Here is a 13,985-nt window from a genome sequence, read left to right as displayed (position 1 = left end):
CAGCTTAACAGCTGTCTTTATGAGTATTAAATCAGGAAAACATTAAGGAAGTATATGGTTTTTATATCGCTCTATAGAGAAACGTCCTGCTTTAATATTATTGAAGATCGAGAAAACCACAAAATTGAATACAACAAGTGAGATGATAAATGTATAGATCAGAGCTTTGGTTCTTGCTGTAACAACATACATGGCATTCGGGATGATGATATACGAGAATCCGATGAAAGCACCGGCAAGCCGTGATGAAAAGATCGGGTTATTTCTAAAGATAAAATATAAACAAATCCCAATCACGGCATAGTTTCTATGGTATTCATAATACGGAAACTTTTCTTTCATCTTATTGTCAAAGGCAAAGAGGAAAAAGGTAAGGATTGCCATCATGACCTCGGGGATCCCGATACCACCGTTCAAACGCTGTATACTTTCATTCATATATCCGTTAAACCCTTCAATCAGCTCAATATCAGACGTCATACCATCCAGAAAGCCTCCAAAGGATCTATAGATTTCAAACGGAGACAAGAAAACCGAGCCAATGATCATAATCAGCATGACAGCCTTGTTTAAAGGAACACGCGCCAGCCAGTACATCGGCAGGAACAGATAACATACACTGTGTATACCGGACCCTATGAATATGAAAAATAAATAATGCCAGAGTTTTCTTTCCTTGATATACCTGATGGCAAAATAAACAATGAATGTTCCGAGGTTTTGCCTGATCTGCCCGCTTTCCCCGATAAAGAAATTGGGGATAAACATAAACAGGGTAAAGGTAAAGGGATAAAAAGTATTATCTTCCGTATATTCCACCTTGAATATCATGGCAAAAATAGCAATCACAAAGGTCACCATATAAAACGGCGCATCAAAAATATTCAGGAGAATCTTATTGATCAGCGTATACAGCCATTCCACATCCAGCGTCTCCGGACCTTTCATATGGAGCATCTTCAGGAAAATACTGTAATAGCTTTTGGTATCGGAATAAATGTAAATCCCTTTGTAACTTCCATAATCCGGACCAACATCATCCCGAAGGCCTACAATAATTATAAAGTAAACTGCCAGGAACCAGAACCATTTTTTATCTACTTTTTTGCCAAAAACTTCCTGAATACTGAAGAACAGCATATAGACAATCGCAACTAGATAATATGGGTGTAATAAACTCATGCTTTAATCTCTGATGTTTTTTTAAACTGATGATAGGCTGTTATGATTCCGGTCAGAATCAAAGGCAAAAAAAGCCTTACTTCCCAAAAAAGCCCCACTAAGGTAATCATAAGAAGATACGGAACGGAAAAAAAAAGATATTTTCTGAAAACGCTTCTGTTTTCTTCACCTGTACAGAGCCTGTATATAAAATACAAAACAACTGCTGCAAAAAGGAGCCCTGCAAGGTTAAAAGGGCTTGAAAAATTTCTGTTGATATAAAAACCTTCTACAAAAGTAGTTTCTTCCTGCACCAATATTGCCCTCAGCCCCAGATACGGAACAAGAAAAGCAATAACAAGAGGAATGACTCTCCAGACCATTTGATAGTTTCCCTTTTTCAGGTCATCAATACTGAAGAATACTGCTGCGAAAAAAGCAATGTTAATACACGCCGTTTCCCTTACGAATGTAGATATTGCTATCAGAACAGTCAGAAGATAAAGGAAGATATTCTTGCGGGTATGCAGATACTTCAGTGTGAACAGCACTCCTGTCAGATAGCAGAAAAGAGCAATGGTATCACAGTTGGTAGGGGCATACTGCGTAATAACAATAAAGAAGACCGATACAAGATGGATGATTCTCCTTGCATTCAGATTCAAAAGAAGACCTGCCGCCTTAAGTCTGAATATGGAATTTAAAACCAATGAACATCCTATAAAAAACACGCTGTTCATCACGAAGAGCCCATGATAAAAAGGGGTTCCGTTCTTGGATAAAAAATCTTTAAAAAAAGCCAGGGGTCCGTTGATCAGACCGTACATCAGATCTGTCATCTGTACACTGAGGTAGTTGGGAATCACTCTGTAAGCATATACGGACGAAAACAGGAAGTCCGGTGTTTTCTCTGAGGTTTTTAATCTTGTATAGGAGGATTCGAACCCGTAATAGGACATGGCAAACAGGAGAAACGGAAGCACTATTACAAATAGAAATCCGTTTATTTTTTCATCATTTCTTTTCAACATATCTAAAACAGATTCTTATTTTCTTAATAATAATTGTGGTTTAAAATACATTTTATTAAAGGGGAACTTTTGCAAAAGTAGAATTTTTTTTCATTCTTCCTAGAATATTTTATTGATTTTCAGCCAAAACTTATGGTCTAAGTATTTTGCACTAATTCTTAAAAATTTAAATTTGCAGACTTGATCCAAATGCAATGCATCGCTTTTTTATATTTTTATATTATCTGATTTCCAAAAATAAAGTTCTCTCTGTGTTTACAGCACTGGGAATTGCCACATTATGTGTTTTCTTTGCTTCCAAAATCAATTTTGAGGAAGATATCAATCAGATCATTCCTAAAAATGAAAAATCAGATCTTACGGCGAAAGTTCTTAAGCAGCTTAATTTTTCAGACAAGATCATTGTCATTATAGAAAACAAATCTAATGAAGACAGCTTCCAGCTCTCTGAAACAGCCGATACTTTTTTACAGAAAACAGAACCTTTACAAAAATATATAAGTTCTGTTCAGGGAAAGGTAAATGATGATGAGATCTCGGAAACATTTGATTTTGTCAGCCAGAACTTACCCCTGTTTCTAAATACCGAAGATTACAGAGAGATAGACCGGAAGATCCGGAAAGACAGCATTGCCCGCCAGGTGGAGAACAATTATATCTCACTGGCCTCCCCTACAAGTCTTGTCACCAAGGAATTCATCAAAAAAGATCCTTTGGGACTTACTTTTCTCGGCATCAGGAAGTTGAATGCATTAAATATCAGCAAGGATTTTAAACTGGAAGACAGCTACATTGTAACCAAAGACGGAAAAAATCTTCTGCTTTTCATTGATCCGAAAAACAAAAGCAATGATACAAAGGCCAACGAGTTTTTTGTAGATCAGCTCAACATTATCAAAGACAGTCTCAACAAACAGTTTAAAGGAAAAACGGAAATCAGCTATTTTGGTTCTCCGGTCATTGCAGTAGCCAATGCCCAGCAAATCAAGAAGGACATCCAGAATACCGTTGTAATTTCCATGACGGTGCTTCTGGTGCTTCTGATTTATTATTTCAGAAACTTTTTTACCCCAATCATTGTTTTCTTACCTACAGTATTTTCCGTATTGCTTGCCCTGCTGGTCTTATATTTCATTAAAGATAAAATTTCTGCCATCTCTTTAAGTGTGGGCGCCATTCTGATCGGGATTACGATAGATTATGCCCTGCATATTCTGACGCATTATAAGCACAATAACAATATTGAAGAACTTTACAAAGAAATTACCCAGCCTATCATCCTGAGTAGCGCAACCACTGCAGTTTCTTTTCTTTGTCTTGTCTTTGTACGCTCTGAAGCTTTGAAAGATCTGGGACTTTTTGCAGCAATCACAGTAATTCTATCTTCCTTTACCGCCCTGATTATTGTTCCTCAATTGTATAAGCCTAAAGAAAAAGGAGAAAATCTCAATACCAACTTCATCGATAAAATCGGATCGTATCCGTATGAAAAAAACAAACCGCTGATTATCGGCTGTTCTGTTATCATTCTGGCTTGTCTTTTTGGGTTCAGGCATGTGGGATTCAATGAAGATATCGGTGATCTGAACTATATTCCGAAAGAATTAAAGATCAGTGAAGCGAAACTTCAGAAGCTTTCGGACATCACCTCAAAGTCTATTTATACTATCTCTTACGGAAATTCGGAAGAGGAAGCATTAGCCCGTAATTCTGAGCTGAGCAGCTTTCTTGAAAAAGAGAAAAAGCAAGGTAAGATCTTAAGTTATAATTCTATCGGAAGCGTTGTTCTGTCTGAAAAGGATCAGCAAAAGAAAATTGAAGAATGGAACAACTTCTGGAACGGCAACAAAAAGAACGAAACCATTTCCGAACTGATTGGCAATGGAAATAAATTGGGCTTCAACAGTTCTGCTTTTGACAATTTTAATCAGGTTTTAAATAAAAACTATACTACTTTAAGCCTGAAAGATTACGAAAAGGTAAAAGCTCTTCAGATCTCTGAGTTTATGAGCAACGAAAACGGATTCTATACCGTTTCGAATGTGGTAAAGGTAGATGAAACCAAAAGAGATGCCTTCATTAAAGATATTGAGAAGAAACATGATGCCCTGGCTATTGACCGCCAGCAGATGAATGAGAACTTCCTTGGCCTATTGAAAAGAGACTTCAATACACTGATCAATTATTCTCTTTTAGCTATTATCTTAACGATTATTGTCTTCTTCAGAAATTTTGAACTGACAATATTGACCATGTTCCCTATCGTTCTGACGGGCGTGGTGACTGCCGGAATTCTTTATTTCCTGGGACTGGAGCTCAATATCTTCAGTACGGTAGTATGTACCTTGGTTTTTGGCGTGGGAGATGATTTCAGTATTTTCCTGACTCAGGCAATGCAGAAAGAGCATACTACCGGGAAAAATGAGCTTCCTACTTACAGGATTTCAATCATTCTTGCCGTTTTCACCACCATTCTTTCCATCGGATCATTGATTTTTGCCAAACACCCAGCTTTACATTCCCTGGCTTTGGTAGCCCTGATCGGGATGTTCTCCGTGATCGTTATTACTTCTACCCTTTACCCGTTCTGGTTCAGATTTTTCATTACCAACCGGGCAAAAAAAGGGCTATCCCCGATTACGTTGAGACTTTTTTTAAGCGCCGTATTCTCATTTCTGTATTACGGACTGGGCGGGATGATATTTTCCGCATTCGGAAGCCTATTCATTAAAAATACCAAAGGAAGAACCTTAGATATTATAAAATTGATTCTCGCCAGGTTTTTAACATCCGTATTGTATTCAAATCCTTTTGTCAGAAAAAGGGTGATCAGAAATACGGCTGAAGATTTCAGCAAGCCTGCCGTTATTATCGCCAATCATACTTCTTTTCTGGATACACTTGCCATTGCAATGGCTACCCATAAGATCATTTACCTGGTCAATGACTGGGTGTACCAGTCCCCTGTCTTCGGAAAACTGGTAAGGGCACTTGGTTTTTATCCGGTTTCTCAGGGAATTGAAAACGGGATGGAGAAATTGAAAGAAAAAATTGACCAGGGCTATTCTCTTGTTGTATTCCCTGAAGCAGAGCGTTCTTATACCAATGATGTCAAAAGATTTCATAAAGGAGCATTTTATCTTGCCGAGCAATTTAATCTGGACGTTCTGCCACTTTATATTCACGGGAACTCTGAGGTATTGCCGAAAGGGGATTTCATTATCTATGACGGAAGCATTACTGTAAAAGTAGGGAACAGAATCAGCAGGGAGGATATGAGCTTCGGTAAAAACTATTCTGAGAGAACGAAGAAGATCAACGCATATTATAGGGAGGAATTTGCTCAGCTGAGAAAAGAAATTGAGGATGAGAATTATTTTAAGAAAATGTTATTCCTGAGCTTTCTGTATAAAGACACAGACGTGGTGAAAGAAGTAAAGAAAGACTTCAACGCTAACAAATCGGTCTATTTTGAACTGAATAAACATATTTCAAATGACGCCACTATTCTTCACATTGCAGATGACTATGGCCAGAAAGATGTTTTACTGACTTTATATCAGGCAGGCAGAAGAATTTTTTCTCTGATTAAAAATGATGACAAACGGGTAACGGCAGCACACAATTATCTTGTTAAAAGAAGAAAGATACATTATATAGAAGAACTGTCTGAAATCAACAAGAATATTGATGTACTTCTGGTTTCGGATGATACATTTACGGTCAGTACAATTCAGGAACTTCCGGAAACCATCATTTTTGTAAATACCACAAACACCTTGTCTGAAAGTGAAAATTATACATTAGAATTTAGTTCTGAATCTATAAAAGTATTTAAAACTAAATAATAAATATGAAAAACATATTTTTGTAAACGCTAAAGAAAACTAATGAAGAAAAATATACTTGTCATATATTATTCACAAACCGGGCAACTTGAGGATATCGTGAGAAATATTGCCGGTCCTTTTGAAGCCCAGAAGGAGGCATATGACGTTACCTATTATAATATTAAGCTGAAAGAAGATTTTCCTTATCCGTGGCCGGAGGATGTCTTTTTCAATACCTTCCCGGAATCTTATCTTCAGATCCCGAAAGAGATCTTCCCTCCTTCGGACGGGATACTGAATAAAAAATACGATCTCATCCTGTTCGGATATCAGGTGTGGTACCTTACCCCATCAATCCCGATCATTTCATTCCTGAAAAGTGGCTATGCAGAGAGCATCCTTAAAGACACTCCTGTAGTTACCATCTCCGGAACCCGTAATATGTGGATGCTTTCCCAGGAGAAACTGAAAATATACCTAAGAGACCTGAAAGCTCAACTTGTAGGAAATATTGCATTGGTAGACAGACATGACAATTATACCAGTGTACTGACCATTCTACGCTGGCTGACCACAGGACAGAAAGAAAAATCCGGCTTACTTCCTGCTGCAGGAGTTTCGGATGAAGAAATTGCAGGTTCGGTAAAGTACGGCAAGATTATTGAGAGTCATTTAAAAAACAACACCCTGGAAAGTTTACAGCCGGAGCTTGTAAAAAACGGAGCCATTGAAATCCGGCCGTTTTTAGTACGTGTAGAAAAGGTAGGAAACAAGATTTTTACGGTATGGTCTAATCTGATTATCAAGAAAAAAGAGAAACGTCCATTGCTGATAAAATTCTTTAAGGTATATTTGATGGCTGCGATATGGATCATCTCACCTGTCGTGTTAGTATTACACCTTCTCACAACCCCTATATTTTGGTTTAAAAGACAAAAACAAAAAAGATATTTACAAGGAATTAATTTAAAATAGAATGTACGACGTATTTATAACAAAGGCTTCAAAATATTTACCCAATGAGCCGGTATCTAATGATGAAATGGAGACTTATCTTGGGCTTATCAATGACGCACCTTCTAAAGCAAAATCGCTTATTTTAAGAAACAATAAAATTACTACAAGATATTACGCTTTAGATAAAGAAGGAAACCCTACGCATACCAATGCACAGCTTACAGCAAAAGCGATCGAAGGACTTTTTGATGAGAATTTCAAAAAGGAAGATATGAAATTATTATCCGTAGGAACTACTTCTCCGGACCAGATACAGCCGTCACACGCTTCTATGGTTCACGGGGAACTGAATATAGGTAAATCTATTGAAATCAATACTGCTACAGGTCTCTGCAACTCCGGAATGAATGCATTGAACTACGGTTTCCTTTCTGTAAAAGCAGGAGTACAGGAAAATGCAGTATGCGCCGGTTCTGAAAGAATGTCTGCATGGATGACTGCAGATAAATTCAACCATGAAGCTGAAAATTTAATACTATTGGAAGAAAGGCCCATCATTGCATTCAAAAGAGAATTCCTGAGATGGATGCTTTCTGATGGAGCAGGTTCTTTTTTACTGGAAAATAAACCAAGGGAAAACAGTACCTCTCTGAAAATAGAATTTATTGATTTCTATTCTTATGCACACGAAATCGAGGCATGTATGTATGCAGGATGTGACAAGCAGGAAGACGGAAGCCTTAAATCATGGGCAGATTACCCTTCAGACGAGTGGCTGAAGCAATCTATCTTTGCCATTAAACAGGATACCAAAATCCTGGACAAATATATCTTAGTAAAAGGAGCCGAGAGTTTAAGAGCTTCTTTTGACAAACATCATTTAGATCCTGAAAAAATTGACCATGTATTGGCTCATATCTCTTCAGGTTATTTTAAGGAAGGTCTGAAAGACGAATTTGCTAAAAAGGGAATGGATTTCCCTGCAGAAAAATGGTTCTACAACCTTTCTGATGTCGGAAATATCGGGGCAGGTTCCATCTTTATCGCATTGGAAGAATTAATGAATTCAGGAACTCTGAAAAAAGGAGAAAAAGTACTTCTTTGCGTACCTGAAAGTGGAAGATTCGCTTATTCCTGTGCTTTATTAACAGTGTGCTAATGGAAAACAGACTGCCGACATCCGATCCGGATTTTGTACAAAGCCTCATTCCGCAAAGGGCACCTTTTGTAATGGTACACGAATTGTCTGAGTATTCAGAGAATCATCTCGTTTCAGGATTTGAGATCAGAGAAGACAACCTGTTTGTTCAGGATGGAGTTTTTCAGGCTTCAGGATTAATCGAACATCAGGCACAGAGCGTGGCACTTCATACCGGATATAAATACTATCTGCTGGGAAAAGATGCCCCTACAGGATACATCGGGGCCATCAAATCTTTTGAAGCTGAAATATTGCCGGAAACAGGTGATCAGCTAAAATCCGAGGTCACGATCCTTAATGAAGTAATGGGCGTAACACTGGTAGACATTGTTACCAGACTGAATGACAAAGTGATTGCAAAATCACAAATGAAAACTGCCGTAAAATAACTGGAAGAAATGGAAATCAGGGAAGAAAACATCATCAATATACATAACTTTTTACCTCATCGTGAACCGATGCTCATGGCAGACTACATCCTGGAGCTGACCAAGGAAAAAGTAGTTACTTCCTTTGAAATAAAAGAAGATAATATCTTTGTACACAACAATGAATTTGTTGAAGCCGGCCTAATTGAGAACCTGGCTCAAACCTGTTCATCCATCCTCGGACAAAGTTTCTTTGAAAACCCTGAAGCTGATACGAAAGTGATCGGTTTTATTACCAATATCAAGAAAATTGAAGTTTTCGCCCTTCCCAAAGTGAATGACAAGATCATATCAAAGGCATCACTCATTTCCCAGTTTGAAAACATCTGCCATATATTCTGTGAAACCTTCAATGAGGATGAATTGTTGATCAGGGCAGAAATCAACCTGTTTATTCAGGAAGTACAATCATAATAAAACATATACAAAACACCATAAGACTGTCTCTTATATTTGAATATCAAATGCAGGAGACAGTCTTTTATTTTGACACGCATTCTTTCCTATCCTACAAATCTGCCCCACAACGCATCTGCCCGTTCGAAAACTTTCGGTGAGGTTTCCTGAATGGCATCCCTGAATGAAGCATAGTTTCCGGAGCTGCAATGAATCACTTTTTTCATTTTTCCATTTTCAACTTCCGAAACGATTCCTACATGCCCGATTTTTTTGCCGGCGCCATACACCACAATACATCCCACTTCAGGAACTGTAAGCCTGTCGAAAATACCCGCATTGCGATTGATATCTTCCACCATAGAATCTGTATAGATCCACCCGCCCGGCTGATAAAAAGGAATTTTCGTTTTTCTGGATAATCCAAGTACCCAACAGACAAAGCCGCTGCAGTCACAAGCTCCATCCCTTGTAGGAAGAGCGTATTTTTCATCCATTCCGCCTGCTCCCAATTTATAGACAATTCTTTTTCCTATTACGGATCTCGCTTTATTCACAATATCCTGAGGAGTAAGCTGTCTGGCAAACTGGAATTTCTTCACCGGAATATCTTCAATATTCGGAATATTAATTAACTGGCCTTCAAAAATTACATCAGGATTAATAATGGTCTGGTTATGTGCAAGAATCAATTCTACCGGTACTTTATGTGCCTTGGCAATTTTGCCGAGCGTATCGCCCTTTTTTACTTTGTAATACATGATTTCTAGTTTTTAATGATTAATTGTTTTTCGGTTGATCAGATATTTTGAGACCCCTTAGATCTCATAATGCTTTAGTTTATAACAAATTTACACTGTCAACGCATGCAGGAAAATTACCCGAAATAGTGATTTTACAGGTTTGTTATGCTAAAGCCTTGCTCCTACTGAATAAACTATTATATTTGTTTTATAAAACCGGATATCCTCCATCATTTCTCATAATTAAAATCTTACAAACGACTGAAATACAGAACTATAAATACACACCAATTTCATTAATGAATGATTTATTTCACGTGAAACATTTTCCGATTCCGTGGAACAACTGTATTTAAAGAAAAATGTTTTAAACAAAAAAAGTGGAACATTGCTGCTCCACTTTTATAAGTATCTGAACTAAAAAATTAGAATCCGAAAATCTCTTCAAGAGACACTTCCTGGAATTCGCCCATTTTATTGATAGATTCCATTTTCAGGTTTTCTTTCTTACCGATGATTGCCGTATTGTATTGTACCGGTTTCACTTCTGTATTGTAGAATCCTGTTAGCTGTGGTAATGTCAGCCCCTGGATTTCAGCATAGATATCCTTTCTGATGTCATAATCTACCCCAAGTTTTTTCAATCCCAGCTGGCTGAAGAAAATATTCGTTCTGTTGATCCTGTTGGAAGCGATCTGCTTCAGTGCAGACCCTTTTGCATTTTCAAACTGGGCAGGAATCTGTGGTAATGATACCATAAGGTCATTCATTGCGTTAACCGCCAGAGGAAGTTTGTTTGCCTGCGTTCCGATGTAGTTGGTGATATAATTCGCATGTCCCTTTTCTGAAGCATTGGCATAAGAAACATAAGCTGTATAAGCTAATGATTTACTTTCTCTGATCTCCTGGAAAACAATTGAAGATAATCCTCTACCGAAATACTCGTTGAATACATTGGCTTTTCCAAAGTTACCAAGATTTACAGTACTTCCTTTGGCTACTTTGGCCATTTCTGTCTGTACCATATCATAGTTGGTAAAATAGACCTTACCTGTGGTAGCCGGTTCCGGATATTCCTTCGCTTTTGCAGGATGAAGACTTGTATTGGCAATATAAGGTTTCACCGCTTTTTCCAGTCCGGACTGATCCTGACCGTAAAGGAATACCTGATAAGGATACTGGTTCAGCGTTTTCATCTTTTTAATCAGTTCGTTCACATCAATGCTCTCAAGACGTTCTTTGGAAACAATATCTGTCATTCTCGAATCTTTACCGTATTTGGCATAATTCGAAAGGGCAGCCATGATTCTCACTTTGTCTTTCTTCATTGCAGCTCTTGATTCCAGAATGGTCTTCACTGTCTGTGCGTAAATTGCCTTATCAGCTTTTACATTGGTCATCCAGTGATTCATAAGCTCTACTCCTTTCTTCATATTGCTTTCAAGGCCGCTTAATGTGATCACCATCTGATCATTGGAGGTTCTTACACTATAAGTAATTCCTAGCTTATAAAACTCTTCTTTCAACTGTTCAGGAGTGTACTTATCTGTTCCAAGATATTCAAAGACTGTTCCTGCTACAGAAAGCTCTTTATCATTATCTGTTCCGAAAGGGAAAATATAGCTTACCTGGGCAATTTCGTTGTATTTATTTTTTACAAAACTTACGGTCTTGTCTTTGATCTGTGAAGTCTGAATCGCCGTTTTATAATCAATAAACTCAGGCTTACTTTCTGCTACCTTAGTATTTAAGATATCCTTAAGGAAAGGAGACTGAGCTTCTCTGTTCAGTTTGATCGGAGTGATTCCCGGGTTTTCCACACGCACCAGCTTGTCATTCACTCCTTTTTCTTTATAAACTACTACATAATTATCTTTAAAGAAATTATTGGCAAACTTTACAACATCAGCTTTCGTGATTTTTTCGTACTGGTTGATCTCATCAAGCTCCTGTTCCCATGTTCTTCCTTTGATGTAAGAATCATAAAGCTCCGTTGCAAGCCCGTCAGCAGTTTCATAGCCTTTCATGCGCTGAACCTTTTTATCATTAACGATCGCTTTCAGCATCCAGTCCGGGAATTGTCCTTTTTTCACAAGGTCTATCTGATCCATCAGGAGCTTTTTAGCGTCATCAAAGCTTTGTCCTTCTTTAGGAGTTACTACCAAAGAAAATGAACCGTACATTTTGAATGGCGATTCATAAGCTCCTGCGCCAAGCGTCTTCTGCTTCTGATTAATATTAAGGTCAATTAATCCCGCATCACCTCTGTTACTAAGAATTTCAGCCACTACATCTGCCAGTCTTGCTTCCTGGGTTCCATAAGAATCTGTTCTCCATGCAATGGTCATCCTCGGAGTAGACGGGCTTTTTACCGTTCTGGAAACAATACCTGTCATGGGCTCTTCCGTCACCATTTTTTTCATTGGAAGTTCTTTATATTTAAATCCTCCGAAATACTGATCAACTAATTTTATAGTTTTATCAAAATCCAGGTCACCCACCAAAACTACCGCCATGTTATTAGGCACATAATAAGTATCAAAATATTTGTGGATCGCCACCATTGAAGGGCTCTTCAGGTGCTCGGAAGTACCGATTGTGGTTTGCTGGCCATTAGGATGTTTTGGGAAAAGAGCTTCCATCAAAGCATAGTTGACAAGACGTCCGTCATTATCCTGAGCCCTGTTGTATTCTTCATATACCGCTTCCAGCTCCGTATGGAAAAGACGCAGTACCAATTCTGAAAAACGTTCCTTTTCTACTCTAAGCCATTTTTCAAGCTCATTGGAAGGGATGTTATTTTTATATACCGTTTCATCCAGCCATGTGTGGGCATTTGTTCCGGTAGCTCCCAATGAGGAAATCGCTTTGTCATATTCATTGGCGATCGCATATTTGGAAGCTTCCTGAGAAACCTCATCGATCTTTTTGTAAAGTTCTTTCTTTTTTGCCGGGTCTTTTTCTGCTTTATGCTGTTCGTAAAGATCAGATATCTGCTGCAACAGAACTTTTTCTTTAGCCCAGTCCTGAGTTCCCAGATGGGAAGTTCCTTTGAACACCATATGTTCAAGGTAGTGTGCTAACCCCGTATTGTCACTTGGGTCATTATTTGATCCTGTTCTTACGGGAATATACGTCTGAATTCTCGGAGCATCTTCATTCTTCGCAAGATAAACCTTTAATCCGTTCTTCAGCGTGTATACTCTTACACCCGCCAGATCATTCTTTACCGTTTCATAAGTATAGCCCTGGGCATCGGTCAGCTTTTGGGTCTCGAATTTCTGTGCCATTGCGCTTAGCATACAGAAAAGCGAAACAGAAATAAAAAACTTCTTCATAGTTGTTATTTGTTAGTTATTGTATCAAATTTCCTGCACCATTAGTCTTATCATACCCTTTACTTGTTACAGCATACCGCATGACAAGTATCAACAGTAAACCTGGAGTGCATTTCTTAAGATACTTTCCATTCAAATTAGTTAAACAGGAAAAAGGAATTCAATAAATAATATTCGCCTTAAAAGAATATATTGAAAACAAAATTTCATCCCACCATCACTTTTCCGGACTTTCAGAATGATAAAACAAGATATTGTACCCGAACCAAAAACCCTGAATAAATCTTTTATACAGCCTCTTTCTCACCGCAATAGCCACTTCACATACCCTATGATTTACATATAATGTATTTTCACTATTTTAGCCACCTGATTATAAATCAAAACAGGTGAACTATTTTTCATCTGGAATCTAAAAAAATTAAACATTATTTAGATGAAAAAACAAGACCTTCCTCAAGACGAAAGCAATCTGAAATCCGCCAACATAACTGAAGTTTTGTATGTAACGGACGAAAACGACAACTATACAACAGCCAACAGCACTGGCTGGGATGCTAAGAAAGCAGCGTTGGATGAATCTATGGAACTCATTCATGAAAGAATTGAGGAAGCGAAACAAAACGTTGCCCGGAATAAGGTAAGCCCTATCGCTTATTTTATGGAAGTGAATAAAATGGACCTGGGGGTCCTGGCCTCTTATGTAGGAATGTGGCAATGGAGGGTAAAGAGACACTTTAAACCCAAAGTATTTAAAACACTAAGCGAAACTGCACTGAAAAAATATGCCGATGCATTCGGTATTTCAGTGGATGAATTGAAGAACTTCGACGGAAAATAAATGAAGAAGGCATACCCGCTATGCTGAACCCATTTGACCGGTGAAAAAGATAAAGCTGC

General features: G+C 38.1%; 10 protein-coding genes. 6 read left to right on the top strand and 4 right to left on the bottom strand.

Annotation, left to right across the window (positions count from 1 at the left end; genetic code table 11):
• Positions 1–42: 42 nt before the first annotated feature.
• Both BBI00_RS22090 and BBI00_RS22085 read right to left on the bottom strand, forming a co-directional pair.
• Positions 43–1,182: an EpsG family protein gene (locus BBI00_RS22090; protein ID WP_228394818.1), complete on the bottom strand. Its 1,140-nt coding sequence runs from the start codon at positions 1,180–1,182 to the stop codon at positions 43–45.
• Positions 1,179–2,192 (bottom strand): hypothetical protein, encoded by a 1,014-nt coding sequence (locus BBI00_RS22085; RefSeq protein WP_065400992.1) that lies wholly within the window; start codon positions 2,190–2,192, stop codon positions 1,179–1,181. Before BBI00_RS22085 ends, BBI00_RS22090 begins: the two co-directional genes overlap by 4 nt.
• Before the next feature lie 251 nt (positions 2,193–2,443).
• On the opposite strand from BBI00_RS22085, the gene BBI00_RS22080 reads away from it, so the two are divergent.
• Genes BBI00_RS22080 through BBI00_RS22060 form a run of 5 tightly spaced genes read left to right on the top strand, consistent with a single transcriptional unit; the run spans position 2,444 to position 9,022 of the window.
• Positions 2,444–6,040 carry an MMPL family transporter gene (locus tag BBI00_RS22080; RefSeq protein WP_228394817.1) on the top strand — a complete coding sequence of 1,199 codons (3,597 nt, stop codon included), beginning with the start codon at positions 2,444–2,446 and terminating at the stop codon, positions 6,038–6,040.
• A 42-nt stretch (positions 6,041–6,082) separates the two neighbouring features.
• Positions 6,083–6,997 (top strand): dialkylrecorsinol condensing enzyme DarA, encoded by a 915-nt coding sequence (locus BBI00_RS22075; protein ID WP_065400990.1) that lies wholly within the window; start codon positions 6,083–6,085, stop codon positions 6,995–6,997.
• 1 nt (position 6,998) lies between these two features.
• Entirely contained in the window at positions 6,999–8,138 is a 1,140-nt protein-coding gene (locus BBI00_RS22070) for a beta-ketoacyl-ACP synthase III (protein WP_065400989.1), read from the top strand.
• A complete protein-coding gene (locus BBI00_RS22065) occupies positions 8,138–8,569 on the top strand; it encodes a hypothetical protein (protein ID WP_065400988.1) in 432 nt (143 codons plus the stop codon). Before BBI00_RS22070 ends, BBI00_RS22065 begins: the two co-directional genes overlap by 1 nt.
• 9 nt (positions 8,570–8,578) lie before the next feature.
• Complete coding sequence (locus tag BBI00_RS22060; protein WP_065400987.1) at positions 8,579–9,022, top strand: ABC transporter permease; 444 nt, start codon at positions 8,579–8,581, stop codon at positions 9,020–9,022.
• 89 nt (positions 9,023–9,111) lie between these two features.
• Here the strand turns inward: BBI00_RS22060 and BBI00_RS22055 are convergent, their stop codons facing one another.
• Both BBI00_RS22055 and BBI00_RS22050 read right to left on the bottom strand, forming a co-directional pair.
• On the bottom strand, positions 9,112–9,765 hold the full coding sequence (locus tag BBI00_RS22055) for a C40 family peptidase (RefSeq protein WP_065400986.1): 654 nt from the start codon (positions 9,763–9,765) through the stop codon (positions 9,112–9,114).
• 407 nt (positions 9,766–10,172) lie between these two features.
• Positions 10,173–13,085, bottom strand: coding sequence for a M16 family metallopeptidase (locus BBI00_RS22050; RefSeq protein ID WP_065400985.1), 2,913 nt, complete (start codon positions 13,083–13,085; stop codon positions 10,173–10,175).
• Positions 13,086–13,521: 436 nt separating this feature from the next.
• Between BBI00_RS22050 and BBI00_RS22045 the strand changes: the two genes are divergently transcribed.
• Positions 13,522–13,926 (top strand): hypothetical protein, encoded by a 405-nt coding sequence (locus BBI00_RS22045; RefSeq protein WP_065400984.1) that lies wholly within the window; start codon positions 13,522–13,524, stop codon positions 13,924–13,926.
• Positions 13,927–13,985: the final 59 nt, after the last annotated feature.

The organism is Chryseobacterium arthrosphaerae (assembly GCF_001684965.1).
GTDB classification, from domain to species: Bacteria; Bacteroidota; Bacteroidia; order Flavobacteriales; family Weeksellaceae; genus Chryseobacterium; species Chryseobacterium arthrosphaerae.
This window is presented reverse-complemented; position numbering and strand designations above follow the sequence as displayed.